Annotated in this window: 24 protein-coding genes; 2 read left to right on the forward strand and 22 right to left on the reverse strand. The window is 69.2% G+C overall.

Annotated features, from left to right (window positions below):
* The first annotated feature begins 12 nt into the window (after positions 1-12).
* Positions 13-2,334, forward strand: a complete 2,322-nt coding sequence (locus tag SD37_RS31940) for a sensor histidine kinase (RefSeq protein ID WP_083255139.1) — start codon at positions 13-15, stop codon at positions 2,332-2,334.
* Positions 2,335-2,341: 7 nt separating this feature from the next.
* Here SD37_RS31940 and SD37_RS31945 read toward each other — a convergent pair whose 3' ends face one another.
* From SD37_RS31945 to SD37_RS43280, 9 genes are all read right to left on the reverse strand, one after another.
* The gene (locus SD37_RS31945; RefSeq protein ID WP_083255140.1) at positions 2,342-2,950 is read right to left on the reverse strand and encodes a response regulator transcription factor; all 609 of its coding nucleotides are present in this window, start codon (positions 2,948-2,950) and stop codon (positions 2,342-2,344) included.
* Positions 2,951-3,079: 129 nt separating this feature from the next.
* Positions 3,080-4,468, reverse strand: coding sequence for an MFS transporter (locus SD37_RS31950; protein WP_044855866.1), 1,389 nt, complete (start codon positions 4,466-4,468; stop codon positions 3,080-3,082).
* A 72-nt stretch (positions 4,469-4,540) separates the two neighbouring features.
* Positions 4,541-4,732: a hypothetical protein gene (locus SD37_RS31955; protein WP_037305504.1), complete on the reverse strand. Its 192-nt coding sequence runs from the start codon at positions 4,730-4,732 to the stop codon at positions 4,541-4,543.
* Positions 4,733-5,023: 291 nt separating this feature from the next.
* Complete coding sequence (locus tag SD37_RS31960; RefSeq protein ID WP_044855865.1) at positions 5,024-5,569, reverse strand: carboxymuconolactone decarboxylase family protein; 546 nt, start codon at positions 5,567-5,569, stop codon at positions 5,024-5,026.
* Positions 5,541-6,014 (reverse strand): DUF6187 family protein, encoded by a 474-nt coding sequence (locus SD37_RS31965; protein ID WP_044856042.1) that lies wholly within the window; start codon positions 6,012-6,014, stop codon positions 5,541-5,543. The genes SD37_RS31960 and SD37_RS31965 overlap by 29 nt, the downstream gene beginning before the upstream one ends.
* On the reverse strand, positions 6,007-7,326 hold the full coding sequence (locus tag SD37_RS31970) for an FAD-dependent oxidoreductase (RefSeq protein WP_044855864.1): 1,320 nt from the start codon (positions 7,324-7,326) through the stop codon (positions 6,007-6,009). The genes SD37_RS31965 and SD37_RS31970 overlap by 8 nt, the downstream gene beginning before the upstream one ends.
* Positions 7,327-7,334: 8 nt before the next feature.
* Complete coding sequence (locus SD37_RS31975) at positions 7,335-7,820, reverse strand: DUF6423 family protein (RefSeq protein WP_037305508.1); 486 nt, start codon at positions 7,818-7,820, stop codon at positions 7,335-7,337.
* A gap of 309 nt (positions 7,821-8,129) precedes the next feature.
* On the reverse strand, positions 8,130-8,438 hold the full coding sequence (locus tag SD37_RS31980; RefSeq protein WP_044855863.1) for a DUF6235 family protein: 309 nt from the start codon (positions 8,436-8,438) through the stop codon (positions 8,130-8,132).
* A 112-nt stretch (positions 8,439-8,550) separates the two neighbouring features.
* Positions 8,551-8,700 carry a hypothetical protein gene (locus SD37_RS43280; RefSeq protein WP_167369675.1) on the reverse strand — a complete coding sequence of 50 codons (150 nt, stop codon included), beginning with the start codon at positions 8,698-8,700 and terminating at the stop codon, positions 8,551-8,553.
* A 290-nt stretch (positions 8,701-8,990) separates the two neighbouring features.
* On the opposite strand from SD37_RS43280, the gene SD37_RS31985 reads away from it, so the two are divergent.
* A complete protein-coding gene (locus tag SD37_RS31985) occupies positions 8,991-9,176 on the forward strand; it encodes a hypothetical protein (protein ID WP_044855862.1) in 186 nt (61 codons plus the stop codon).
* A gap of 64 nt (positions 9,177-9,240) precedes the next feature.
* On the opposite strand, the gene SD37_RS31990 is transcribed toward SD37_RS31985, so the two are convergent.
* The 13 genes from SD37_RS31990 to SD37_RS32045 form a co-directional block, all read right to left on the reverse strand.
* Positions 9,241-9,432 carry an acyl-CoA carboxylase subunit epsilon gene (locus SD37_RS31990; RefSeq protein ID WP_044855861.1) on the reverse strand — a complete coding sequence of 64 codons (192 nt, stop codon included), beginning with the start codon at positions 9,430-9,432 and terminating at the stop codon, positions 9,241-9,243.
* 11 nt (positions 9,433-9,443) lie between these two features.
* Entirely contained in the window at positions 9,444-11,147 is a 1,704-nt protein-coding gene (locus SD37_RS31995; protein ID WP_044855860.1) for an acyl-CoA carboxylase subunit beta, read from the reverse strand.
* Positions 11,144-11,311, reverse strand: a complete 168-nt coding sequence (locus tag SD37_RS43285; protein ID WP_167369676.1) for a DUF6222 family protein — start codon at positions 11,309-11,311, stop codon at positions 11,144-11,146. Before SD37_RS43285 ends, SD37_RS31995 begins: the two co-directional genes overlap by 4 nt.
* A 16-nt stretch (positions 11,312-11,327) precedes the next feature.
* Positions 11,328-11,918, reverse strand: coding sequence for a flavin reductase family protein (locus SD37_RS32000; RefSeq protein ID WP_044855859.1), 591 nt, complete (start codon positions 11,916-11,918; stop codon positions 11,328-11,330).
* Position 11,919: 1 nt separating this feature from the next.
* The gene (locus SD37_RS32005; RefSeq protein ID WP_044855858.1) at positions 11,920-12,360 is read right to left on the reverse strand and encodes an acyl-CoA thioesterase; all 441 of its coding nucleotides are present in this window, start codon (positions 12,358-12,360) and stop codon (positions 11,920-11,922) included.
* 2 nt (positions 12,361-12,362) lie between these two features.
* Positions 12,363-18,185, reverse strand: coding sequence for a type I polyketide synthase (locus SD37_RS32010; RefSeq protein WP_044855857.1), 5,823 nt, complete (start codon positions 18,183-18,185; stop codon positions 12,363-12,365).
* A 165-nt stretch (positions 18,186-18,350) separates the two neighbouring features.
* Positions 18,351-19,307: a carboxymuconolactone decarboxylase family protein gene (locus SD37_RS32015; protein WP_052675144.1), complete on the reverse strand. Its 957-nt coding sequence runs from the start codon at positions 19,305-19,307 to the stop codon at positions 18,351-18,353.
* Positions 19,308-19,309: 2 nt separating this feature from the next.
* Entirely contained in the window at positions 19,310-20,962 is a 1,653-nt protein-coding gene (locus SD37_RS32020) for a GMC family oxidoreductase N-terminal domain-containing protein (RefSeq protein WP_044855856.1), read from the reverse strand.
* Positions 20,959-21,516 (reverse strand): DUF5987 family protein, encoded by a 558-nt coding sequence (locus SD37_RS32025; protein WP_044855855.1) that lies wholly within the window; start codon positions 21,514-21,516, stop codon positions 20,959-20,961. The genes SD37_RS32020 and SD37_RS32025 overlap by 4 nt, the downstream gene beginning before the upstream one ends.
* Before the next feature lie 5 nt (positions 21,517-21,521).
* On the reverse strand, positions 21,522-22,874 hold the full coding sequence (locus tag SD37_RS32030; protein WP_044855854.1) for a cytochrome P450: 1,353 nt from the start codon (positions 22,872-22,874) through the stop codon (positions 21,522-21,524).
* Positions 22,871-23,857 (reverse strand): hypothetical protein, encoded by a 987-nt coding sequence (locus tag SD37_RS32035; RefSeq protein ID WP_044855853.1) that lies wholly within the window; start codon positions 23,855-23,857, stop codon positions 22,871-22,873. Before SD37_RS32035 ends, SD37_RS32030 begins: the two co-directional genes overlap by 4 nt.
* Before the next feature lie 5 nt (positions 23,858-23,862).
* Entirely contained in the window at positions 23,863-25,830 is a 1,968-nt protein-coding gene (locus SD37_RS32040; protein ID WP_044855852.1) for a CRTAC1 family protein, read from the reverse strand.
* Complete coding sequence (locus SD37_RS32045; RefSeq protein WP_083255141.1) at positions 25,827-26,804, reverse strand: DUF1702 family protein; 978 nt, start codon at positions 26,802-26,804, stop codon at positions 25,827-25,829. Before SD37_RS32045 ends, SD37_RS32040 begins: the two co-directional genes overlap by 4 nt.
* Positions 26,805-26,915 lie beyond the last annotated feature (111 nt).

A 26,915-nucleotide genomic window follows, 5' to 3' on the forward strand; every position in this document is an offset into this window, starting at 1 on the left:
ACTGGAGTGCCTGTGCCGGATCAGCTCGCGGTGACCGCCGAACCTCTGGGGACCGCCGGGATCGACCGGCGCCCCCGGCGGGCGCTGTTCCTGGCCGGGCTGATCATCACCGTCGTCTTCGTCAACTCCTGCCTGTTCGGTCTCCTCGCGGTGCTGTTGCAGCCCGGGGTGGACTTCTGGCAGGGCCTGCTGGCGGTGCTCTACGTCGGGCCCGTGCTGGCGATCCAGCTCCTGTACTTCAGCCGTCCTGCCGTCCGGCTGGACACCAGGCTCGCGAAGGCCATGCTGGCGGTCCAAGCCTGTCTGGCCTACCTCCCGACCCTGCACTTCGAGGCGGCGCTGAGCTCGCTGACCACCCTCGCGGCGGGCAGCGCGCTCCTGCTCTTCCGGCCCCGGACGGGCTGGACGGTGTTCACCGTGTTCATGGCGGCCACGACGTGGATCCTGTGGACCTACGACGACACCTGGCTCGGGGCGGTGTTCGACAGCATCACCGCGGTCTTCTACGCGCTGGTCGTGTACCTGCTGACCTGGCTCGCGCGGCTGGTGACCGAACTGCATCAGGCCAGGACCGAACTGGCGAGGCGCGCCGTGGCCGAACAGCGGCTCGCCTTCGCGAGGGACCTGCACGACCTGCTCGGGCTGAGCCTTTCCGCGATCGCGCTGAAGGGCGAGCTGGTGCACCGGCTGCTGAGCAAATCGCTGGACCGGGCCCGCGAGGAACTCGCCGAGATCACCGGGATCGCGCAGCGCACGCTGTCCGACGTGCGGTCGGTGGCCAGGGGCTACCGGGAACTGTCGCTCGACAAGGAATCGCGGACCGCGGTCTCGCTGCTTTCGGCGTCGAACGTCGCGGTGCGGGTCGACCTCGAACAGGTCGAGCTGCCGGTGAAGCTGCGTACCCTGCTGGCGAAGGTGCTGCGGGAGGGTGTCACGAACGTGCTCCGCTACACCGGCGTCGAGCACTGCGAGATCACCGTGCGCACGAGCGAGGGCCGGGTCGCGCTGGAGATCGTCCACGACGGCACGGCGCACGAGGACGTGCCTGAGGAGACGGCCGAGAGCCTGCGCGAGGTGACCCAGGAGGTCGACGGGCACGGCGGGACGCTGAACGCGGGCCTCGACGCGGGAGGCCGGTGGCGGCTGCACGCCGAGCTGCCGGTGCCGGAGCAGGCCGAGCCCGCCGAGGCGGTGCTGGCACAGGGCCCCGGCCACTGGTCGAGGATCGACGCCAGGAACGTCCAGTGGACACTGACGGCGGTCTTCATCCTCTTCGGTCTCTCCGCGATGACACGGGCGTTCATGCTGACCGACGACGGCTGGTACCTCACGCTCATCGCCGGGTATCTCACCGCGCTGATCACGCTGCAACTGTCCTATTTCGCCCGGCCGAACGTCCGGCTGCGCTCGCGGCAGAGCTACGCGCTGCTCTTCGTCCAAGCCTGCCTGATCTTCCTGCCCCTGATCCCGCTCGGGAACGCGTGGGTGAGCCTGCCCAGCCTGTTCGCCGGTACCGCGCTGCTGGTGCTGCCACCGCTGGCTGGCTGGACGGCGTTCGCCGCGACCGCCGCCGGTGTGGTGCTGATCCGGATCAGCTACGGCACCGACTTCCTCGGCGGCTTCTACAGCTTCGCGTCGATCCTGAACACCGGGCTGATGGTCTTCGGTCTCATCTGGCTGATCCGCCTGGTGACCGAACTGGGCGAGACCCGCAAACGCCTCGCCGAGGTCGCGGTCGCGGAGGAGCGGCTGCGGTTCGCCCGCGATCTGCACGACCTGCTCGGGATGAGCCTTTCGGCGATCGCGCTGAAGAGCGAGCTGACCAGCCGGATCATGGACATCGACACCACCAGGGCCTCCGACGAGCTGCTGGAGATCCTCGGGCTGACCCGGCAGGCACTGACCGACGTCCGCTCGGTGGCGAGCGGCTACCGGGAACTGTCGCTGGATCAGGAGTCCCGGTCGGCGCAGGCGGTGCTGGTGGCCGCCGATGTCCAGGTGCGGCTGGAGGTCGAGCACGAGGACCTGCCCGCGACCGTGCGCACGGTGCTGGCCGTGGTGCTGCGCGAGGGCGTGACGAACGTGTTGCGGCACAGCAAGGTCGAACGCTGCGAGATCGCCGTGCGGCGGACCTGTGACGGCGTCGCGCTGGACATCGTCAACGACGGCGTCGGCAACGGGCGGCCCGCCGGATCCGGCAAGCCGGTGCGCGTCGAAGCCGCCGGCAGCGGCATCACGAACATGTCCGACCGCGTCGCCGGATTGGGCGGCGAACTGACCGCGGGGGTCGAACCCGACGGCCGCTTCCGGCTGCGCGCGGTCGTGCCGGTCTAGAGTCGCTCTAGATCCAGCCGGACTCCTTGGCGATCCGGATGGCGTCGACCCGGTTGCGCGCGTTGAGCTTCGACACGATCGTGGTCAGGTAGTTGCGCACGGTTCCGGTGGAGAGAAAGGCCTTCGCGGCCACCTCCAGGGTGTCGCGGCCTTCCGCGGTCAGCCGCAGGACGTCGATCTCCCGTGGCGTCAGCGGACAGTCCACGGTGTCCCACGCGGCCAGCGCCAGATCGCCGTCGACCATCCGCCGTCCGGCCGCGACACCGCGTACGGCGTTGGCGAGCTTCTCCGCGGGCGCGTCCTTCAACAGGAACCCGTTCACCTTGGCCGCGAGCGCCCGGCGGAGCGTGCCGGGCCTGCCGAGGCTGGTCAGGATCAGTGTTCTGACCTCGGGAAGCTGTTCGTGCAGTTCGGTGGCGGCGGTGAGACCGTCCTTGCCGGGGAGGTCGATGTCGATGACCGCGACCTGGGTGCGCGAAGTGCGTGCGGCGGCGAGGATCTCGTCACCGGACGCCACTTCGGACACCACTTCGATGTCCGGCTCGAGCCGCAGTAGCGCTACCAGCGCCCCCCTGACGATGTGCATGTCTTCGGCCACCAGAACCCTGATCACCATCGCGCCGCCCCTCCGAGCACGCCCCCGTGACCCAACATAAACACGGCCGGGCGGAACGCGTTCCGCCGTTCGGGTGGCGAGTCGTCGCCGTCAAGCCGTGTCCACATCGTGGGCGCTACGGCGAACGAGTCACACCGCTACGGATTCCGCGGTCGGTCGGTTACTTTCCGTCGTACGGCCGGGCATCCGCACGGCCAAGAACGCTGCGGCCACGAGTACGACCGCCAGCATCAGGTAGGTGGTGCGCGCCGCGTCGAACGGACCTGCGGACACCGTGGTCTGGAACAGCACGCCCGCGACCGCGGCACCGAGCGCCGACCCGACGTGGCGGGCGGTGTTGAGCACCCCCGACGCGGCGCCCGCCGAACCGGGCGGGATGGCGCGCAGGGCCTCGGTCGTCGCGGGGGCGATGGCGAGCCCCTGCCCGACGCCGACGGCGATCAGCGGGAGCACGAACACGGCGGCCGTCGACGTCTCGTCCGGCAGCAACGCCGTCCCGGCCACCCCGGCCGCGTACAGGCCGAGACCGCCGACGAGCAGCCACCGGCCGCCGAAGCGGTCCGCCAGCCTGCCCGCGACCGGGGCGACCGCGCTGAGCGCCAGCGTCCACGGTAAGGCCGCGACCCCCGACATCAGCGGGCTCATCCCGAGCAGGTTCTGCGTCTGGAGCACGAACACGAGCAGGAAACCGGCGATCGAGAACGCGGTCACCAGGGTGAGCGCGGTGGCGATCCGGTAGCCGCGCTCACGGTAGAGGTCCAGTGGCATCAGGGGGTCGCGTCTCCCCCGTTCCCAGAAGACGAACGCCACGAGCGCGACGAGCGCGACCGCGAAGCTCGCGATCGTGACCCAGCGCTGACGTTCGCTCTCGATGAGGCCGTGGACGACGCCGACCAGGCCGAGGGTCACCAGCACCACGCCGACGACGTCGAACCGGTGCCGGTCCCCGGTCCGCGCGTCGGGCACCACCCGCAGCGCGAGCAGGATCCCGGCGAGCCCGGCAGGCACGTTGAGGAGGAACACCGACTGCCAGCCGAACTCGGTGACCAGCAGCCCGCCGAGGGTCGGGCCGCTGATCGCCGCGATCCCGGCGACCGCGGTGAACAGGCCGAACGCCGCGCCCCGCCGCTCGGGCGGGAAGATCGCCGCGATCAGCACGAACGCCTGCGGGCTCAGGATCGCCGCGCCGATCCCCTGCGCGACCCGGGCGGCGATGAGCCAGCCGGGGCCGTCCGCGAGCCCGCAGAGCGCGGAAGCGGCGGTGAACACGGCGAGTCCGAGGACGAAAAGCCGCCGGGGCCCGGCGAGATCACCGAGGCGGGCGAAGAAGATCAGCAGCGACGCCAGTGCCAGCAGATAGCCGTTGAGGATCCAGAGGATCTCGCCGAGGCCGACGTCGAGGCGGCTCATCATGTCGGGGACGGCGGTGTTGACGATGGTGGTGTCCAGCAGGACGAGGAAGTTCGCGACGCAGAGCACGCCGAGGACACGCCACGGGTTCGTCTTGGCCGCGGTCATCACATCTCCCTCCGGACGCGCGACCGGCCGTCTCTCGCGTTCGGGGCGCGAGAGACGGCCGGAGGGGTGCGCTCAGCTCGCCTCGGCCAGGGGCGGGGCGGTGCAACAGGCGCCGGTGAAGCAGTCGAAGACCTGACCGCCCGGGCGGTTGGTCCAGTTGTCGAAGCGGTCGATCACCAGGTCGACCTGGTTCACGGCGGAATCGGTGTCGATTCCCCGGACGGCGAAGAGCGAACGGACGTTGTCGGTCACAGCGTTCTTCATCGAGTGGCTCCCAGACGTTTTCGGAGGTTATCGGGGTGTTCCTTCGATGAAGAGATCGTGCTGCCCGGGGCCGGTCGTCAACCAGTGCCATGCATCATCGTGGAGTCGTGCTTTTCACCTACGCCAGAAGGTTCTCTTCGACTGCGCCGTTTCCGCGCGCGCGGCTATCGAATGGAGTAGTGCGGCCGGATTCGCTGACGGAGCGCGATCACGTGCTCTCATCAGGCGATAATGACCGAGCGTGGTCACCGGAAGGCACTGGCTTCACGAATGGCGTAGTCATCCGCGGGCTCAGGAAGTGAGCAGCCGCGCGAGACCGGCGTACCCGCCGTCCTTCAACCGCACGCCCGACGTCTTCGCGTACGCGGCGTCGGCGCGGATCCCGAGTCCTTCGACCATCCGGTTCATGAAGTTGAACAGCGCGCAGACGAGGACGGCGTCGTGCAGCGCGGCCTCGTCCCAGCCCGCCGCGAACACGGCTTCGGCGTCGGCGTCGGTCATCTTCGACGGTGTCCGCGTCAGCTTGCCCACGTAGGCCAAGACGGGCTTCAGGCGCTCGTCGACGGGCGAGGAGTCCAGATCGGCCAGTGCGGCGGCCAGAAGGCCTTCCGGCACACCGAATGCCTCGGCGGTGACGGTGTGGACCCCGTGGCAGTACTGGCACTCGTTGATGCCGGAGACGTACGCCGCGATCAGTTCCCGTTCGCCGGCGTCGAACGCCGACGGCGCCCGCATGACGAGTTCGTGCAAGTCCAGCAGCCGTGACGCCGGGGCCGGGAACTTCTGGAAGACCTGCAGCAGCGTGGTGTCAGTCGGCAAAGACTTGAGATAGGACATCGCGCGTACTCCCCTTTTCCGGCGCCCGCCCGTGTTCGGCGAACTGGTCGACGTCTTCGCGGCGCAGCCAGCAGGCGGCGAGGCAGGCGACCGAGGCCGGTCCCAGCCCGGTCACCGTGGCGGTGACCCGCGCCGTGGTCTGTTCCCATTCCTTGCGCAGCGAACCGGCCGTGGTCATCTCCGGGCCCGCCTCGATCAGCGGGCGGACCGCGCGCCAGCGGGCGATCCCCGCCGTGACCAGCGCGTCGGTGCCGAGGTCGAGCGCGTCGTGCCTGGCCTGGTCGACGGCGAGGGCGACCAGCGCGGGCTCGTCGGCGATCCGGGCGAGGCCGACACCGGCGAGCAGGCGTTCGGCGTCCAGTCCCATCAGGATCACCCCGGCCTCGGTCGACGGGGCGTCGTCGATCGAGGGCAGGGTGAACCGGGAGTCGTAGGGCTCAGACACGGGCGACATCCTTTGCGGCGACCCGCGGCGAGGGTTCCCGGCGCAGGTTCCCGGCGATGGCGGCCGCGACCCGGGCGGTGGCGACGCGGTGACCGTCGATGTTGCGGGCGGCCGGGCCCAGCGCCATTCCGGCGGCCGCGCCGACGGCGAAGACGCGAGGGGCGCCGACGTAGGCGAAGGTGCGTTCGTCCAGCTGTGGCCAGCCACCGCGGTCGAGGACGGCTTCGCCGGGCATCAGGCCGTCCCCGATCGACGGCGTCGTGCCGAGCGCCAGGACGGCGTGGTCGACGGCGACCGTCTCACCGCCTTCGAGGTGGAGGCCGACTCCCGGCGTCACCTTCGTGATCGCCTTGCCCCGGTGCACGACCAACCGGCCTTGGGCTTCGGCGGCTTCGAGCGCCGGCCGGAACTCGAACATGATCGACGCGCGCCGGAAGCGGCCCATCAGCTCGAGTCGTTCGGACCAGCTCACACCGTCGAAGCGGGCGCGGCCTTCGGGGCGGAAGAACGACGAATTGACATCGGCGCACTGGTAGCGCTCGCCCGCTTCACGGACCACCCAGTGCACCTCGCGGCCTTGGGCGAGGCCGTTGGTGATCAGATGCGCCGCGGTGAGGCCCGCACCGACGACGGCGAGCCGCTTTCCGCCGGAGGGAACGGGTTCGTCCCAGTAGCTCACGCCGCGCGGCGGATAGCCGCCGCCCCACCAGGTGTCCGGGGCCGGACGGCGTTCCTCGCCGAGGCACAGCACCGCGTGCCGCGCGGTGACGGAGAACCGGTCGGCGCGCACGGTGACCGCGGCCGCCGTCGGCAGCACCTCGCGGACCGAGCCGCGCCAGGTCCGCTCCGTGACGTGGTGGCCGGCGGCCAGATGGGCGCAGTAAGCCTCGAAGACGTCGACGGGGACGACCGACCGGTGCCCGGCCTGCGCCATCCGGATCTCCCGGCGCTCCACCGGGGTCAGCACCGACCAGTGCAGCCGGGCGAAGTCCAGCAGTTCGCAGTCGCGATAGCCCTCGACGCCGGGGTGGTGTTCATAGGGCGAGCGCAGCACGCGCTGGCCGAGCAGGTCGATCCGGTCGAAGAACCGGCCGCAGGGACGGCCGTCGCGGTCGACGATGACGAGGTCACGGACGCCGTGGTGCCACAGCGCGGAAGCGACCGCGAGCCCGGCCGGTCCGGCCCCGACGATGACCACGTCGGCACCGGGCGGCGGTTCGGGGGCGATGGTCGCGCGGGTGGCCGGGAGGACCGGCCATTCCCGCCCGCGCGGCGAGTCGAGCAGATGGGGTTCCGGGACGAAGGTGATCACCGGCGTGCTCAGCCGATCACGGTCACCGGGACGATCAGCTCGATCACGGGACGCTGCTTCATCCCGTTGCTGATCAGTTCTTCCAGCGTCTGCTGCGACTGCTCCGCGGTGTCGGTCGCGATCGGGCTGTAGCGGGAGTAGGAGTAGGTCGGCTTCCGCCCGCCCGCGTCCAGCGAGTACACCTTCAGCACGGCCTCGCCGGGGCGGACCTCACCGTCGTAGAAGGTGAGACGGCGCTGGTCCGGCGTCATGAAGGACTTCGAGAACTGGCGCGAAAGCACGAGGGTCTCGGCGTCGTTGACGAAGGTCGAATCCTCGTCGGTGACGACCTGCATCGCGACCCAGGTCTTGTCGGTCAGGTTGGTCTCGGACTTGATCACCTGCCAGCGGCCCGGCTCCGGCAGGTTGACACTGACCGAGACGTCGTGGTCGGTGGTGTCGATCGCGCCGGAGATCATCAGTACCCGGCGGCGGACGTCGGCGACACCGGCCATTTGAATGTCACGCGCGCGTACCCGCGTGGAAACGTCCAGTCCAGGGAATTCGGGTGACGACATTTTCCGTGCCTCCATACCTCGATGACCGCACGCAGCCTTTTCGACCACACTGTTTCGGCAACACTGTCCGGCCGCTATGATTTCCCCATCCGCAAACACCGGAAGAATTTCACGCCGAAGCGGAAGATGTCAAGATGAGGAACGCACGATCCATTGGTGCGAAAGGGTGCGGGTATCGAGGACGACACTCGGCCATTCAGCGGTATGAAGTTCGTCCTGGCCGGACTCACCTGGCCGCACAGCAGGTCAGGACCCGTCCGAATCCTCGGCCCACGCCGCGGCGGGTGTACCGTGCTCCAAGGCGCCGATATAGACGATCTCGAACGAGGAATCGGTCCGCTTGAGCCCTATTCTGATGACGAGGTCGTGTTTCACCAGAATGATGAACTGATGCGGATCGCGGCCATCTCCGAAAATGTCGTAAATGAGGAAAGCGGACCCGTCGGCGACCGCGAACAGCGCTTCGTAAATCACGTTGCGGTCCGCTTGTGGCGCGTTGGCGGCCCATTCCTCCAGCACCTGCAAACCCGACGTGAGCTGGAGGCGCATAGCCATCCGAAGGCCTCCTCGAGGTCTCGCCAGGTCGCGGACGGTGTTCATTCTCCCGTCCGCGGGACCCGGTGGTCTTCTTTGTTCATGCTGTCCGTGCTGGTCGCGGCCCATGTCGCTAGTTGTATCCGAGGATGACGTTCTCGGATACGAATTCGTTCTCGGCGGCCCGTCTCGGCTCCGGAACGACCACCGTCTCGTCGGTGTCGGTGATCCCGCGCGGGTCGAAATCATCGGTCACGACCCAAATTCGCACCTGTGCCGTCATGACGTTCCTCCCGGCCTTCGATGAACCGCTCACTTGACAACCAAGGATGGCCCCCGCCGATCGGAGTGCGATCGTGGCACGCTCGAAGATGACTGGAGTCCGCGATGAGCAAATAACAAGTCGCCGGTGAGGGGGCCCCGGTAGTGCTCTTGTCCTAGCCGAAAACCCAAGGAGCACACCATGACCGAACGCCTCGACCCGTACGAGATCTACGCCGACGACGAACTGGACGTCGATCTGCTCGGCCTGTCGTGGCCGGACCCGGCCGTCCCCGAACAACGGGACCGCCCATGAGCGCGGCGGAGCGGCAGCGGACCTGCGCCGCCTGCGGGGGCCCGTTCGAGCCTGGGGAGCGAACGGACCTGGAGACGGTGGTGGCCGGCGGGATCCTCTACGTCGCCGTGCACCCGCACCACAGCACGTATCCGCCGCGGCGGGAAACCGAGGCCGCACACCGGCTCGCGACCGTCGCTTAAAAGAGAAAGGCTCGTGAGTGGTAATGACGGTTAGAACCGTCATTACCACTCACGAGCCTTTCTCTCAGCGCAAGACCGAAGTACGCCAAGTCGCCCTCGTTTGCGACGACCACGCGGAGCGCGCGGGCGTGACGGGCGGGGGCGCCGCCGAGGCGAGCGCGCCGAAGACGGCGACGAGCGCGGCCAGTTCGACGTCCTCCGGGTCCCCCCGCAGGACCCGGAAGACCGGCGTCGTGTCCTTTTCAGACGGTGACATGTGTCCCCCGTTCAGATCGGGTGGTTGCCGTGCTTGCGCTGGGGTGCCGCCTTTCGCTTGTCCTGCAGCATGTCCAGGGCCCTGGCGACGGCCGAGCGGGTGTCGGCCGGGTCGATGATGTCATCGACGAGGCCGCGTTCGGCCGAGTACTGCGGGTTCATGAACTCCTCGGTGTACTCGGCGACCAGGTGGGCGCGCAACGCGTCCGGATCGGCCGCGGCGGCGAGGTCCTTGCGGAACAGCACGTTGACCGCGCCCTCGGCACCCATCACGGCGATCTGGTTGGTCGGCCAGGCCAGCGACAGGTCGGTCCCGATGGACCGCGAGTCCATCACGATGTACGCGCCGCCGTAGGCCTTGCGCAGGATGACCTGGATCCGCGGCACGGTCGCCTCGCAGTAGGCGTGCAGCAGCTGCGCGCCGTGCCGGATGATCCCGGAATGCTCCTGCTCGACGCCGGGAAGGAAGCCCGGGACGTCCACGAGCGTCACCAGCGGGATGCTGAACGCGTCGCAGAACCGCACGAACCGCGCCGCCTTTTGCGAAGCCGGCCCGTCGAGCACCCCGGCGAACACCACCGGCTGGTTGCCGACCAGGCCGACCACCCGCCCGTCGATCCGCGCGAGCGCGCACAGCACGTTCCGGGCCCATCGCTCGTGCAGTTCGAAGAACTCCCCGTCGTCGGCCAGTTCCGCGAACACGTCCCGCATGTCGTAAGGCTTGTTCGGTTCCACGGGGACGAGTTCGGCGAACCGGGGCCGCCGGTCCTTGCCCGCGTCCTGCGACGGCTCGCGCGGCGCGGGGTCGAGGTAGTTCGACGGCAGCAGCGACACCAGGTAGCGGACGTCGGCGAGGCAGCTCTCCTCGTCGTCGTGCACCACGGTCGCGACGCCGGACGACGCCCCGTGCACGTCCGCGCCGCCCAGTTCGTCGTGGCTGACGCGCTCCCCCGTCACCGTCTCGACGACGTCCGGGCCGGTCAGGTACATGCGGGCGGTGTCGCGCACCATGAAGACGAAGTCCGCCAGCGCCGGCGAATACGCCGCCCCGCCCGCGCACGGTCCCAGTACCACGCTGATCTGCGGGATGACGCCGGACGCCTCGACCTGACGGCGGAAGATGCCGCCGTAGCCGTTGAGCGCCATGACGCCTTCCTGGATCCGCGCCCCGCCGCTGTCGTTGAGCCCGATCAGCGGTGAACCGGTGGCGATGGCCAGATCCATCACCTTGTGGATCTTCGCCGCGTGCGCCTCGCCGAGCGAACCGCCGAAGACGGTGAAGTCCTGCGCGTAGACGAACACGCGCCGTCCGTCGATGGTGCCGGAACCGGCGACGACGCCGTCGGTGTACGGCCGGTTCTCCGCCAGCCCGAGCCCACTCGCCTGATGCCGACGGTACAACTCGACCTCGGTGAAGGAATCGGGATCCAGCAACAGTTCCAGTCGTTCACGCGCGGTGTGCTTGCCGAGCGAGTGCTGACGGCGGACGCCGTCGAGCCGCCCGTCGACGATGTGTTCGCGCAGTTCGTCGCGCTGGGACCGCAGCAACGGCATCGTCGGTTCGGGCGGATGCACCGGTTCGGCGCCGCGGGCGAGCGGGATCACCTGCCCGTCGGTCGCCCTCGGGATCCGGGGACGCCGCAGCCGGTCCTCCGGCAGCGGCACCACCTCGGAGTCCTCCGTGCGCTGAGCGCCCGGATCGCCTTGCAGGGTCACGCCGCCTCCCCCATACGGGCCTCGCGCTCGAGCTCGTCGAGTTCGATCTCGCGCACGATGTCGCGCCAGCACACCCCCCGCCCGAGCCGAGGCATCGTGGTCACCACCGGCGGCCGCTCCGGCGAGAGGGCCGGGGCGGGCGTGGTGGATTCGTTGATGGTCATGACAATTCCTCTCCCGTTAGGCCGATGCCCGTACCCGGCCGTCGATCTGGTGGTAGCCGCCGCCGTAGAAGACCAGCGAATCCTGGGCGGTGCCGCGGCTGGAGGCGACCACCCGGCCGAGGAAGATCGAGTGGTCACCGCCTTCGTGGACCTCGGCGAGTTCGCATTCCAGCCACGCCAGCGCGCCGTCGAGCAGCGGGGCGCCGGTCTGCGGCCCGGCCGTCCAGTCCACCGAGTCGAACTGCGCGAGCCCGGCCGGGCGGCGCCAGTCGGCGAAATACTTCGCGAGGTCTTTCTGGTCCGACGCGAGCACCGTGACCGCGTACGAGCCCGCCGTCACGATCGCGTCGTGCATCCGGGCGGCCCGGGAAACGCAGCACAGCACCATCGGCGGCTCCAGCGACACCGAGGTGACGGCGTTGGCTGTCATCCCGTGTGCCCGTTCGCCGCCGGCGGTCAGCACGGTGACCCCGGTGGCGAACTGGCCCATCACCTCCCGCAGCCCGGCCTGCGCCGACAACCGGCGCCGGGTGGCGGGGGTCGGCAGGCGCTTCAGCACCGGCCGCGAAGGCTCCGGGGATTCTTCTGCAGGCGCGCTCGTGCCCACGTCATTCTCCCTTGCCGTTGACCGCGTACGGGGCCAGCGCCTCACGCAGCTGCTCGGGCACCCGGCTGGGCACCGTCGCCGTGTTCGGACCGCGCATGCACGCGATCCGCTGCCGTCCGCGCGCCACCAGCCGCTCGCCCTCGTCGGTGAGGTGGACGTAGTCGAAGGTGAACTGGATCTGGGTCTGGGTCAGCTCTTCCAGCCGCAGCCGGATGGACAGCTCGTCGAACGCGGTGATCTCCGCGTAGAACTCGCAATCGACCTTGAGGGTGAACAGCTTGAGGTCGCGGCGGACCTCTTCGAGCACCGCGGGTGCCTTGTCCTTCAAGAACATCTCGCGGCACCGGCCCTGCCAGCGCACGTAGTTCACGTAGTAGACGTTGCCCACCAGGTTGGTCTCTTCGAACCCGACCGTATGCAGGATCTCGTAGTAGTCGGCCATGGTCAGTTCTCCTCTCCCTGGAGCACCGCGAAGACGACGGGATCGGTCCGGTCGTTGACGGTCGTCGCCCAGGTGGCGATGCGGGCACTGCCGTGGGAAAGCACCGCCCAGCCGTCCGGGTCGACCCGGTGCACGGTGAGCGCCTGTGTCATGTCGCCGGTCTTGCGCACGCATTCCAGCGCGCTCCAGACCCGGGTGTGCGCGACCGAGAGCGGTTCGCGGGCGTCGGCGGCGAGCAGTTCGCCGACCGAAAGCAGGTCCTCGCCGAGCAATCCGGCCCAGTCCTCCGGTGTCCGCTCGATCGCCGTCTCGACGTCGCACGCGATCCGGCCGCTGCCGGCGATCGCCAGGGTGAGGTCGGCGCTGTGCGACGCGCTCACCTCGACCCCGTCGGCCTCCGGTTTCCCGTCCGGGCGGTAGCGGATCTCGAGCGGGGCGTCGACCGCGCGGCCGGCGGCCAGCGCCGTCTGCGCCCGTCGTTCCGTCGTGGTCTCGACGGAAACGCCCACCGGATCCGGTTCGACGACGATCGCCCGGGACGAACCGAGCAGCCGTTCGGCGGAACGCTCCAAATAGGATCCGAGCATCGACGGGACCCAAGGCCCTTCCCCGTCGCGTTTGCGGACCGCGCGCAGCTTCAGTCCTTCCCAGCGCTCGACGAGCTTCCCGTCGGGGTTGCGGACGTCGAGGTCGTAGAGGTAGCTGTCGCCGTCCTGCGACCGCTCACGGGCGTCGAGGAGCACGTACTCCGGATGCTGCTCGCCGGGTTCGGCGAGGTACAGCCGCTCGATCCCTTGCGGCAGCAGCGTCGCGTCCGGGACGCAGCACTGGATCGCGTGCATCATCGCGTCGCGGGTGCCCGGGTCGGCCAGGAGCTTTTCCTGCGGGAGGAACGGGGCGAACCAGTCGACCTCGGCGCCGGTCGCGATCTCCGCGACCGCGTGCCGCGCGCTGGCCCGCCGGTAGCCGGTGACCCGCTGGAACCGCTTGCCCTGGAACAGGACCGTGCCGTACAGCTCGGTCGTCGGGTCGACCGGGACCGGCGGCAGCGCGACGTCGCGGACCACCGTGTCGCCGAGCGGATCCGGACGGCTGAACCGCAGCCGGGCACGGAAGTGGTCGGCGCTGAACCCGGTCTCCCCGCTGCGCAGCACCACGTCCACCGTTTCGGCGTCCCTGGCCAGCGCGGCGAGCCGGATCGTGGTCGAGCCGCCCGGCGAGACGATGATCGGCCGCAGGAACTCGACGTCGGAGAACACCGGCGCCGGCAGGCTTTCCGCGGCCAGCGTGGCCTTGGCGACCTGCGTCATCGCCTCCATCCCGATCACCGCGGGGAACAGCAGCTGACCGTCGAGCAGGTGGTCGGCCAGATACGGGTCGCTGCCCGCGGAGAGGTCGGCCTCGGTGATCAGCTCGACCCCCGGGTAGTGCACCACGGCGCGGTCCACGAAGCGGTTCAGCGGCAGTTCGCGCTTCTCCACCGGCAGGGTGGCGAGCCCCGCGGTCCGGCCGCAGACGACCAGTACCGACGGGGCGGCCGGATCGCCGACGACCTGGCGGAGGATCTCGATGCCCTCCTCGGTCGGGATGGGGGTGATGCCGTCGCGCATCAGGGCGCTGACGACACCGAGCTTCTCGCCCATCCCGGTCCCGGACCAGACCGACCATTCGAGCGCGATCGCCCGCGCCTGCGGGTGTTCGAGGCCGAAGCGCACGGTCAGTTCGGTCATCCAGTCGTTGGCCGTGGCGTAGTGCGCCTCACCGCGCAGGCCCGCCCGCCCGATGATGCTGCCGAAGGTGACCAGCAGCTTGATCCTGTCCTTGTCGACGGCGTCGAGGACGGCGTTGAGACCGCCGATCTTCGGCGCCAGCGTCTTGCGGAAGGTCTCCTCGGTCAGCGAGAACAGCGCGGCGGGCTCGTTGCGGCCCGCGCCGTGCAGGACCGCGGTGACCGGGCCGAACTCGGCCTGGATCCGGCCGATGGCGTCCGCCACCTGCCGGTCGTCGGTGACGTCGGCGCGTTCGTAGCGGTAGGTGATGCCCGCCGCCGCCATCCGGCCGAGGTTCTCCGACAGTTCGGCGTCGTCGGCCGGGTCGCTCCGGCCCAGCAGGGCCAGTTTCGCGCCGGAGTCCTTGGCCAGCGCCAGCGCGCTCTCCGCGGTGATTCCCTTGCCACCACCGGTGACGAGCAGGACGTCGTCGGTGCCGAGCGGCGTGCCTTCCGTCTCGGCCGGTTTCAGGGCGCCGAGCTTCGGCACCGTGCGGACCCCGGCGGAGTCGTAGCGGACCTCGCTGAAGTCGTTCGTCGCCGCGACCTCGGTGACCACAGTGGACACCGCGGCCCCGACGGCCTCGGGGTCGACCGGGTTGACGTCGGCCAGATCGACGATCGTGGTCCGGGCCGACGGGTCCTCCAGCCGCAGCGTCTTCGCCAGGCCGGAAGCGCCGAGACCGTGCTGCACCACGACGAACCGCGTGCCGTTGGGCGCGGCCAGCACCGCGCGGCCCGCGTCCAGGAACAGCCCGACGTCGTCGGCGTCGCTGTCCTCGTTCAGGCAGAGGAGGACACCGTCGCCGACACCGGCGCCCGCGAGTGCGGTGCGCAGCGGCTCCGCCAGCGGGTGACCGGCCGGGGCGAACGCGGTCCATTCCGCGGTCGAGATGCCGGTCGTGAGGTCGGGCGCGGGCTTCGGCGCGACGACGTACTCGACCGCGAACGGCCGGACCCACGGTCCGACGCCGGCGACCTCGGCCTGGTTGCTGTCGGCGGGTTTGGCGGTCTGCGCGAGTTCGTCGATCATCTCGGCGAGTTCGCCGAGACAGACGGTCGCGAAGTTCGGCATGCCCTCCAGCGCCGGACGGCCGAGCGCGCGGGTGACGTCGTTGACCAGCTGCCCGACGGTGATCGACGAAAGGTGCAGGTCGTCGAGCGGATGCGTGTCGGCGGTGACCGCCTCGAGCGGCAGTTCGACCCGCTCGGAGGCGAGTTTGCGCAGCAGGTCCAGCGTGCTGCTGCCCCCGTTCTCCGATGCCTCCCCTGAAGCGGCCGCCTCGGCGGGTTCGGCGACCCGGTCGCGGGCCAGTTCCGCGCCGATGGACGGCGCGGCCTCACACGGGCTGGCGAGGAACGAGAACTCGCCGTCCACCGGCAGGGCCCGGACGACCCGGCCGGCGAACAGCGCCGAGGTCTCCAGCGGGGCGCCGAACGCGAACGCCGCGCCGGCGACCTTGAGCACCGCGGCCAGCGTGGGGCTGTCGGTGTCGATCGCGAGCACCGGGGTGCCGGGCGCGATCTCGCCGAACAGCCCGGTGAGGACCCGGCCGGGGCCGACCTCGATCACCAGGTCGCTGCGCTCGGCGACCTTCGCGGCCGCCTCACGGAACCGCACCGGCAGCACGACCTGGTCGCGCAGCAGATCGCGCAGGTCCTCGGCGGCGTGCAGGACGTCGCCGGTCACCGTCGACACCACGGGCCGGTCGAGCCGTGCGAACTCGAACGCGGTGAGTTCCTCGGTCATCGCCTCGGCGGCCGGGACGACCGCGGGCGAGTGGAAGGCGTGCGAGACGTTGATGCGGGTGGCGGTGAAACCCTCCGCCCTGGCGCGGGCGACGACCCGGTCGATCGCCTCCGACGGTCCGGAAAGGACGGTCTGCTCGGGCGCGTTGTACCCGGCGATGACGACCTCTTCACCCTCGGCGAGCCGCTCGGCGACGCCCGGGGTGGCGGCGATCCCCGCCATGGCACCGTTTCCGTCGCTCGCGGTCGCCATCACCTTGCCGCGGATCTTGGCCAGCTTGAGGACTTCGCGTTCGGTGAGCGCACCGCCCCAGTGCAGCGCGGTCAGCTCGCCGAGGCTGTGCCCGGCGGCCGTCTGCGCCTCGATGCCGAGGCTCTTGAGGACCCGGAGCCCGGCGAGCGAGCCGGTGACGATCCGCGGCTGCGCGACGTCGGTGGCGACCTGGTCGGCGCCGGTCGAGAGTCCCGCGGCGCGGTAGATGTCGTCGGCGTGGGCGAAGCGCTTGCGCACCGCGCCGACCGTGCCCTGCCCGGAACCCTGACCCGGGAACAGGAAACCGATCTTGGGACTCTTGGTGCGCGAACCGGCGAAGATCCCTTCACCGGCGGAGAAGACCTCGGGTTCGCCTTCACCGAGGAGGTCGAGCAGCTTGGCCAGCTTGCGCTCGGCGTCCTCCGGGTTGGTCGCGACGATCGCCGCCCGCACCGGTTTTCCGGACAGTTCCGCCGAAAGCGTGCCCGCGAGGTCGACGAGTTCCGCGAGCGAGAGCTTCGGGACGACCTCCAGGAGCCCGGTGAGCTGACCGCGCAGCGACGCGGCGTCGTCGGCGTCGAGCAGCAGCAGCTCGCTGTCCTGCCGTCCGGCGACCAGCGACCGGGTCCTCTCGTCGAGTTCCTTGCGCCGGGCGGCACCCGGCGCCTCGGTGACGGTGACGTGCGAGTTGATGCCGCCGAAGCCCATCGCGGAAACCCCCGCGCGGACCGGGTGGTCCGAGGGCCACAGCCCGGCCTCGGCCGGGACGTACATCCGCGCGGAGTCGCCGACCAGCGAATCGTGTGGTTCGAAGTGGCCGGTCGCGGGCGGGATGACCTGGTGGTAGACCGCCAGCGTGGCCTTGATCAGCCCGGCGACCCCGGCCGCGGCCTTGGTGTGGCCGATGTTGCCCTTGATCGTGCTGAGCGCGGCCCGGTCGGCGAGCGGGTCGGCGTCGCGGCGGGCGGTGGAGAGCGCCTCTATCTCGGTGGCGTCGCCCAGCGCGGTCCCGGTTCCGTGGCCCTCGAAGTAGGACACGGTTTCGACGCCGTAGCCCGCCTTTTCGTAGGCGCGCTTGAGCGCCAGGCGGTGCCCGGACGCCTCGGGCCGTGTGATGCCGCCCTTGCCGTCGGAGGAGACCCCCCAGCCGCCGATGGAGGCGTAGATCCGCTTGCCCTGCGCGATCGCGTCGTCCTCGCGCATCAGCACGAGCATCCCGGAACCCTCACCGGGCCAGAAACCGTTGGAGTCGGCGTCGTAGACCTTCATCTCGCGCTTGGCGAGCGCGCCGGTCTTGGCGAAGCCGATCACCTCGAACGGGTCGATCGACAGGTCGACACCACCGGCGATGGCGACGTCCAGGTCGCCCTCCGACAGCGCGTTCGCCGCGGTGACCACGGAAAGCAGCGACGATGAGCAGGCACCGTCCACAGTGAACCCGCCGCCGCCGAAGTCGAAGAAGTTGCAGACGCGGCCCGCGATCGTGTTGGCCAGCCCGCCCGCGAGGGTGTCCTCGTCGATCTCGGGGAACGGCGCCTTGTACTGCGCCTCGAGGTCGTGGAGGAATTCGGCGGTGTCACCCTCGGCCCAGCCGCGCTCGGCGAGCGCCGCCGCGACCGTGCGGCGCACGTACGGCCAGCGAAGCCGCATGATGTTGGCCCGCGAGAACTCACCGGTGAGGCTGTTGCCGATCACCACGCCGGTCGCCTGCCTCGGCAGCCCTTCGCCCTCGGGGAAACCCGCGTCCGCCAAGGCCTGCGCCGCGACGTCGAGGGCAAGCCAATGCGTGGTGTCGGTGGACCGGAACGTACTGCCCGCGACCTTGTACTTGATCCGGTCGAACTCGTAGTCACGCAGGACCGCGGCCTTCTTGGCGTAGAAACGGTCCGGAGCCTTGGGATCGGGCGAGTAGTAGTCCTCAAGGTTCATCCGCTCGTCGGGCAGTCTCCGGAACGCCCGGCGGCCGGCGAGGACGTTCTCCCACAGTTCATCCGGGGAACCGGCGTCCGGGTATCGGAGACCGATACCGACAATCGAAATCCGCTCAACGCTCATGCCACCGCACTCCCCTAGCTCTCAACCACTCAAGTCATGGAATCCGGCCCCGGCGCCGGGCTCTGCCCTCGGAAACACGCCGCCGTCCGCATCTGCAGTCCGGTCAAGCATGACCCTGAGCCGGGCTGGCAGTCTTCTCTCATGTTGTTGAAGGCCCGCACGCCTTTAGAGGACGAAACGCGTGGGGTGCCGCGAAACACGGTGCGCGGCGGCGGTGAAAGCCGCCCAGCCCACCAGCTCGATCAGTTCGCGGTCACCCAGACCCACGGCGGCGACCAGGGCGTCGTCGACCTGGTAAGGCGCTTTCGCCACCAGCAAAGCCAAACGAACGGCGGGATCGTCGAAAGCGTCCACCCAGGACCGGCTCACACCTGACGGTGAGCCGTCCCAAGTGGACAGTTCCCGCTCGACGATCTCACGTACCGAAGCAGGAATCGCCAACGAGGCGAACGCCGATTCAGCACGGGAGAAGGCATCTTCGACGACCGGATTCCCGGCCGCCCAGGAGAAATCCCGGGAACCGGGCCCCAGCAACGGCAAGGACAGACCGGGTGAGGCGTCCTCGACAGGTTTCAAGAACCGGCCCAACACCGCCTTCGCCTTCGCCCGTGCGGAATCCGGCACGGACGAAGGCAGCGGCGACGGTCCGAGGAACACGCTCACCACCCGGTTCAGGTAGTGGAACGTGAACGCCACCGCGGTCAGCTCCGTACGAGCCGCCGGCGGCAACGGCCCCGCGAGGGGATCCGCGACCGGACGCCCCTCCGCGATCGCGGAGGCCGCCGAAGAACGCCCGAGTGAAGCCAGCGCCATCCCGTGGACCTCGACGCAGTACGGGCACGCGTTCGCTCGCGACACCAGGGAAGCGACGACCTCCCGGTCCGCCCGGCCCGTCGCGCCCGCCGCCACCAGCGATTCCCGCAGCATCAGCCAGCTCGCCGCGAGAACCGGTGGTGACGGCGAATGCAGCGCCACCGGCGGGGCCAGCATGCCGAAGTCCCGTTCGACCTGCCGGTAGACCGCACGCACCTGCCCGGTCGCCCGGCCGTAGGACACCGGCCGGACGTGCCGGACCTCCCGCAGCACCCGCCGCAGCGCGAGCCGCACCACCTTCGGCGCCACGATCAGCTTCCGGCGACCAGGGACAGCTTGCTGACGGCCTTGCGCCCGGTGATGGATCCGTCCGGCGCCGGGGCACCGTAAGAGACGTCGACCCCGCGTGCCTGCAGCGCCCGCACGATCCCCGGCACCGAACGTTCGGCCAGCGCCGCGATCGTCATCGCCGGGTTCACCGTCAGCGCACCCGGCACGGAGGCGCTGTCGGTCACGAAGATCCCGGGATGGTTCCGGAGTTCGTGGTTCGGGTGCAGCGCCGAGGTCTCCGGGTCGTCACCGATCCGGCACGACGCCAGCGGGTGCACGGTGTACGCGCCGACGACGTCGTTGGTCCACGGCGAGACCTTCGCGAGGCCGTCCTTCTCCAGGATCTCCTTGCACTCCGCGTCGGCCAGCGACCAGCCGTGCAGGGTGTTCGGCGTCGGGTCGTACTTCAGCGGCCCGCGGCCGAGCATCTGCTGGGAGATGCGGTAGGCGTTGCCGGTGGGCGGCGGCGCGCCGAAGACGCCCTCGTTGTCGTCCTCGGTCATCAGGAAGATGGTGAGCCAGGACGCCCACTGCTTGAGGATCTCCTTCTTCTGCGTCCCGAACCAGCGCGGTTCGTCGCCGTCCGGCACCTGCGCGAGGATCGTGCCGAGCCCGGGCGGGAAGTACAGCTGCTCCAGCGAATACCGCTCGTACTCCGGCAGCGAACCGTCGAGTTTGTCCCAGTTCGCCACGGTCGGGCCCTTGCCGATGTGGTTGGCCTCGTAGACCTTGCCGTCCTCACGGGACAGTCCGAGCACCTCGCGGACCCGCTCCTCGTTGATGATCGCGGTGTTGAGCCGCTCGCCGTTGCCCGAGAAGTACCGCCCGACCGCGTGCGGCATGGTGCCCAGCGCGGACTCCGAACGCTGCAGGATCACCGGCGTCGCCCCGGCGCCGGCGGCGATGATGACGATCTTCGCGTCGATCGTCCCGCTGCCGGAGTGCACGCGGTAGTCCTCGTCGTCGACGACGTTGAAATGCACGCGGTAGTCGCCGTCGTCGATCCGCTCGATGCGCTGGACCTCGTGCAGCGGCCGGATCTTCGCGCCGTGCGCGAGCGCGGCGGGCAGGTAGTTGGTCAGCAGCGAGCGCTTCGCGTCGAAGCGGCAGCCCGCCATCATGAAGTTGCAGTTGACGCAGCGGTCGTTGTCCACCGCGACCGGCGCCGGGTTGGCGGTGCGCCCGGAGTGGTCGCAGAACGCCGCCCACAGGCCACCGGCGTACGAGACGTCATTCCAGTCCTGTTTGGACACCGGAAGCGAGTCCGAAACCCGATCGTACCAAGGCTCCAGTGAATCCCGCGTGATCGCCGACGGCCACATGCGGCGGCCGATGCTGCCGTGCCGTTCGAAGACGAACTTCGGCGCCCGCGGCATCGCGGCGAAGTACACGACACTTCCGCCACCGACACAGTTCCCGCCCAGCACGCTCATCCCGTCGCCGACGACGAAGTCGAATGCCCGGGTGTAGGACGAGCCGAGCAGGTAGTCGTGCTCGAAGTCCTTCGTCTCCAGCCACGGCCCGCGTTCCAGCACGGTGACCTTCGCCCCGCCCGCGGCCAGGTGGTAGGCGGGGATCGAACCGCCGAACCCGCTGCCGACGATGACGACGTCGGTCTTGTCGTAGGCAGTCATGCGGGGCTCCCGGAGGGCGTGGTGTCAGGGTGGAGTTTCGCCAGTTCGCGGCGATAGGAGAACTTCGGGAACCGCCACAGGCCGTCCGCGTCCGGCGCGGTGTAGCCCATCGCCAGCAGGCCAGGGTGGCCCTCGGCGATGGCTTCGGCGGTGTGCTTGTGCGCCGCGCTGTCGAAGGACATGTTGCAGAACAAGGCGAGACTGACCCAGCCGTCCTTCTCCGGATGCCCCGGCGCGGTCAGCGACCGTACGAGCGCCGTTCTGTCCACGAAAGACAGTGCGACGAACGGAGGAAGTCCTTCGTCGAGGGTGAGGTCGTGTTCCTTGGCGTAGACCTTCGCGTGCTCGTTGAGGGACTGCGCGAGATACGGCAGCCCGACCGTCACCCCGGTCGCCTCGGTGTGCAGCAGTTCGAGCGCACCTGCCACGACCGCGCCGGGGCCCGGTGAGGCCCCGGCGATCGCGTGATCACCGGGGAACCGCTTCTCCCCGGGGACGATCGTGTCCGCGTAGGCCTCCAAGGTGGACACCTTGGTCTGTTCGTCCGAATCCACGGAACCTACCTCCTGTTCCTGGTGTGCACGGTCATCGGCAGCCCGCCGCGCACCCGGAGCGACAGCATCGCCTCGGGAACCACGTCGTAGCCCGGGAGTTTCCTGAGCTCGAGGTCCCGCAGGACCATCGTCAGCACGAAAACGGCCTCCATCACGCCGAGGCTGTTGCCGATGCAGAACCTCGGCCCGGCGCCGAAGGGGATGTAGGCGTAGCGCGGACGGCCGCTCGGCCGGTCCGGATCGAACCGGTCCGGGTCGAACTTCTCCGGTTCCGGCCAGAAGGCCGGATGCCGGTGCAGTGTGTAGGGCACGACGACGACGTCGGAGCCCGCCGGGATGTGGTAGCCGCCGATCTCGTCGTCGGCCTGCGCCACCCGCGGCAACAGCCATACCGGCGGATACAGCCGCATGACCTCTTCGACGACCCTCGCGGTGTACGGCAACCGGTGCAGATCCTCGTGGGTCGGCAGCTGGTCGCCCAGTACGGAATCCGCCTCGGCCCGCAGTTTCGCGGCGACGTCCGGATGCTCGTCGAGCAGGTGGAACGCCCAGCCCAGCGTGCTCGCCGTCGTCTCGTGCCCGGCCAGCAGCAGGGTGATCAGCTCGTCCCGCATCTGCTCGCGCGTCCCCGCCGAGTCGATGAGCCGGGACAGGACGTCTTCGCCGTTCTCGACCGGGTTCGCGAACCGCTGCTCGACGAGTTCCTCGGCGATGCGCCGGAGATCGTCCCGCGATTCCCGGAACCGCAGCTGCTTCTTCAGCGGAGCCCACTGCGGGACCATGCTCAGCGTCACCGCTTCGAACATCGCCTGATCCTGCACGGCCTCGAACGAATGGCCCAGCGAGGTGAACCCGCCGAGGTCCGCGTCCAGCAGCGTCTTGCCGAGCACACCGAGGGTCAGCCCGGTCATCTCGTGCAGGATCTCCACCGGTCCGCGTGCGTCGCGCAGGCGTTTCACGAGACCTTCGACCTCGTTCGCGACGACGGAGGCCTGCCGCGCGATCCGCTTCGGCTGGAACACCGGCTGGATCGTGCGGCGCTGCTTCTTCCAGATCTCGCCGTCGCTGGTGAGCAGCCCGTCGCCGAGCGCCCGCCTCGCCTCCTGGAGGCCGATTCCCTTGTGGTAGTTGGCCGCGTTGTCCGCGAGCACGTGTTTCGCCAGCTCGGGGTGGTTCACCAGGTACATCGTCTTGGGACCGATGGCGATCCGGACGACGTCCCCGTGCGCCTCCGCCGAATCCGACATGAGCGCCAGCCGGTCGGTGAAAAGCTTCTTCAACAGACCGAAGGTCGCTCTGCGCGGCGGCCCGGGGGGCGCGAGACGCGCCCCCCGGGTGGATTCCGTACCGGAGGTCATGCCGCCACGGCCCCGGTTTCCGTCTCCGGCTTCTCGGCCGGCTTGGGCAGGGCCGTGATCTCCGCCGACTTCGCCTGCTCGGCCTCCCATTTCTCGGTGGCCTTCTTGGAGAAGTGCAGGCCCCACAGGAACATGCCGCGGATGAGGCAGACCAGCGCGGTCGCCAGGAACAGGCCGTAGGCGACGTGCACGATCATGAAGAACCCGTACGCCAGCGCCACCCCGGAACCGAACAGGACCTGCGACGCGGGCTTCGACGGGGTCGTCCCCGGGTCCGTGACCATGTAGTTCGTGTAGAGCACGAACGCCACGCCGGTCATCATCCCGAGCGCGCCGGGGATCGCGGTGTCGAACACCAGTCCCCGGATGATCGCCTGGAGCGCGAAGGTGATGAGCCACGCGCCGATCAGCCACATCCGCTGGGTCAGCAGCGCGTTGAGCACGGTGCCCGAGATCATGATGATGCCGACGATCAGCCAGCCGACCCAGGAGTCGACCTGCTCGGTGAAGTGGTAGGGCGGCGCGATGCTCGCCCACGGGAACACCAGCAGGATGATGGTGATGCCGAAGTTCGACGGGTTCATGTAGTGCCGGAGCCTGCCGCGCACCGGGGCCTGCAGGACCCACTTGGCGCCGACGGCGACCACGACACCGAACATCATCACCAGTACCTGGTCGTTGACGTAGGTCAGCATGTTCAGTGCGAGACCGGTGATGTGGGCCGGGAAGAGGAACTCCACCAGTCCCTTGAAACCGTTGCCGCGGAAGCGGACCGGACGGCCCTGCGCCCGGGCGCCGATGATCTCCAGCAGGATTTCCGTGGTGTACGCCGTCGCCAGCGCGATGAACGGATAGGTGTAGGGCTGCTCGAAACCGAGCACGGTGTAGCCGATGATGTTGAAGATGGTGATCGAGATCGCGAACCGGCGAAGGGCCGTGATCGTCTTGTTGCTCTTCGGTGCCGCGAGTGTCTGCTCAGCCATGACGGTCACTTCTCCTTAGCCTGAGCGCCGAGCTGGAACGTGTGGCTGCCCGGGGTCAGCTGGACTTCCTGCGTGCGGATCTGCCCGGTCAGGTCGCGCCACTGCAGGCACACCTTCACCGGACCGGTGACCTTGCCGAGTCCGATCTGAACCTCGTGGCTGCGCTTGCCGGAGTGGCCGCTGCCGCCGTCGACGCGGTCCATGTACTTCTTGCCGTCGGGGGTGACGACGGTGACCTGCGCGCCGATCGCCGCGGTACCGGCCGCCTTGAGCGGGCCGTCGGCCGAGGCCTTGTCGTGCACCAGCTTCAGGTTCAGGTACGAACCCGCGTCGGGGCTGACGTTGTGATAGAAGATCGGCTGCTCCCACTGGCGGGCCACGGCGAAGTCGAGCTTGCCGTCACCGTCGGCGTCGCCGGAGGCGATACCGCGGGTGGGCACCGGGACGGCGAGACCGAGGCGCGGGGCCAGGTCGGTGTAGCGGCCGTCGGAGCCCTTGGCCCAGAAGTGCAGGGTGTGGTCGCCACCGACGTCGTCACCGGCGACCATGTTCGGCCAGAAGTACGGGTGTTTCAGCAGTTCGTCGTTCGACGTCGCCAGTTCCTGCAGCTGCGGCCAGCGGTTGACGTCACCCTTGACGAAGCCGGTGGCCTGGGTGATCACCGATTCGCCGCTGTTGTTGTAGTCGGCGATCTTGACGTCCCAGCCCCAGCCGGACCACGCGGTGCCGGCCTGCGCGCTGCGGTCGACCCACGGCGCCTCGCCGCCCTGCAGACGGCCGCGCAGATCCGCGGTGTCCTTGGCGGTGTTCATGAACTGGAAGTGGCTTTCCTCGATACCCCACGACGTCGTGATGTTGCTGACGTACAGGTCGTAGAGACCGTCGTGGTCGAGGTCGGCGAAGTCGACGCCCATTCCCTTGAAGGAGTCGTTGCCGAGCACCTTCGACTTCGGTTCGTTGGGCCCGCGGATCCCCTTCACCTCGGCGAAGGAGGTCTTGCCCGCCGTGGACTTGTTGTACAGCAGGCGGTCGTGCCCGAAGTCGTTGCCGATGTAGAGCTCCGGCAGGTTGTCGCCGTCGACGTCGGTGGCGCTGGCCGCCAGCGACCAGCCGCCGCGGGCGTCGGCCGGGATGGCCTGGTCGTCGCATTCGAAGGTGACCGAAGGTTTGCCGCCTTGGGTGGTGGCACCGGTGAAGCGGAAGATGTACTTGCCACCCGCGTTGTCGGCGTGCGACATCGACTTGTTCATCTCGACCCCGCCCTCGACGCGGTCGTCGAGCACCGCGCTGTCGGGGAAGTAGTTGCCGATGAAGATGTCCTGGTGGCCGTCGCCGTCGAAGTCACCGACGGTCGCGGCGTTGGTGTTCCACAGTGGACCGGAATACTCGCCATTCTTGACGTTGTTGCCCGGCACCAGTTCCACCGGCACGTAGGACTTCGCGGCGAGGTTCGCCGCGGACGGGTTCGCGAGGAACACGATCGGCGTGCGGCCCCAGTAGTAGGCCAGCAGGTCGACCCGGCCGTCCTCGTTGAAGTCGCCCGGCACGCAGCCCATCGGGGCGATGTACTTGCCCATCGGCAGCGGCGCGGCGTCGAGCGCGAACGGCGCGTACCGGTCACCGCCCTTGCCCGGCGTCGGGGTGACGACCACCTGGTCGCTGCGCGGGTCCACGAAACACAGGTCGTTGGCGAGCTTGTCGCCGTCGAGGTCGTTGACCGCGACCGCGGCGCCGACCGAGGAGATCCAGGCGCGGATGTGCTCGTACTCCTTGTTCACCGTCCGGATCGACTGGCTCTTCGCCGCCTCCGGCAAGGCGATCGTCAGGGGTTCGAACGCGTACTTCGAGGCCATGGTGTCCGCCTCGGCGGTCGAGACCGTGGGCAGCTGTGCCACCACGAACAGTCCCGCCATCAGCAACAGCGCCACGATGCCCGCAAGCTGCTTGCGGAGCCAGCCCAAGGTCGCGGTCATTTACCTGCACCTCCAGAAGTGAGTACCTCGGTGGCGATGCGCTGTCGCCAGGTTTCGAAGGCCGGGAGTTCTCCGTCGACGACCACGGCCGGACGAACCTCCTGGGTGATGGCCGCGGCGCGCTCGGCCGGCAGCCCGCAGATCGCCTGCGTGGCGACCTCGGTCTCGGGGATCAGCAGTCCGGCGCGAACCCTGGCCTCGGCGGCGAAAGCACTGCCCTGGGCCAGATTCCCGCGGTACTCGCCGGCGAATTCGGCGAGCTTCAGCAGTTCGTCGGAGGTGACACCGCACGCGTACGTCGAGGCGAGCCCGACCCCGGCGTACAGATCTCCGTGGCGCCGCTTCGGGAACCGCGCGATCGTCTCGGTGACCAGGTCGACGTCGGTGCCGCAGACGAACCACAGCGCCCGGCCGATGCCCTGGTCGATCGCCCGCAGCGCGTAGCCGTTGTTGCCGGGAGGCCACGAGAAACCGGGGTCCTGGAACTGACCGTCGATGTACTTCGCTGTCTTGAAGTAGGCCTGGTGGAAGCCGTACCCGTCGAGCACCAGCCAGCGTAGCAACGGGTCGAAGTCCTCGGCGGACGGCCAGCGGAAGCGCGGCAGCCGCGCCATCGCCCAGCCGACACCGACGTAGATGATGTAGTCGTGCTTCTCGCCGGGGCCGTCGAGGAAGTCCGCGATACGCCCGCGGCCACCGCCCGGCAACCCGTCCAGCATTCCGTATCCCATTCCGGCGCCTTCATAGGCGAAGCCGCGGTATTTGACGGGAATACGTTCCAGCCATTCTTCGGCCTGTTCGATGGAACGCGCTTCGACAGCGTGCGCGTACCCGAGCAGGAATTTCTCGCCGACGGTCTCCAGCAATTCTTGAGCGGCCGGGCTCTTCTTGTGGAAACCCCGCTTGTCCAGCGACGTCTCGGAGACGTCCGGTGTCAGGATGCGACGCCTGACCGTGCGCCAACCATTGCCCAACGCACTCTCCCCCTAACGGGTGGATTCGAATTATGCGGACTGGTTAAAGGCTCACATGGGTGCCGATGCCCCAGCTACTCCACGGTTGCGCCCGCGGTTCTCCCGGTTTGC

This window comes from Amycolatopsis orientalis, from assembly GCF_000943515.2.
In the GTDB taxonomy this organism is placed as follows: Bacteria; Actinomycetota; Actinomycetes; order Mycobacteriales; family Pseudonocardiaceae; genus Amycolatopsis; species Amycolatopsis orientalis.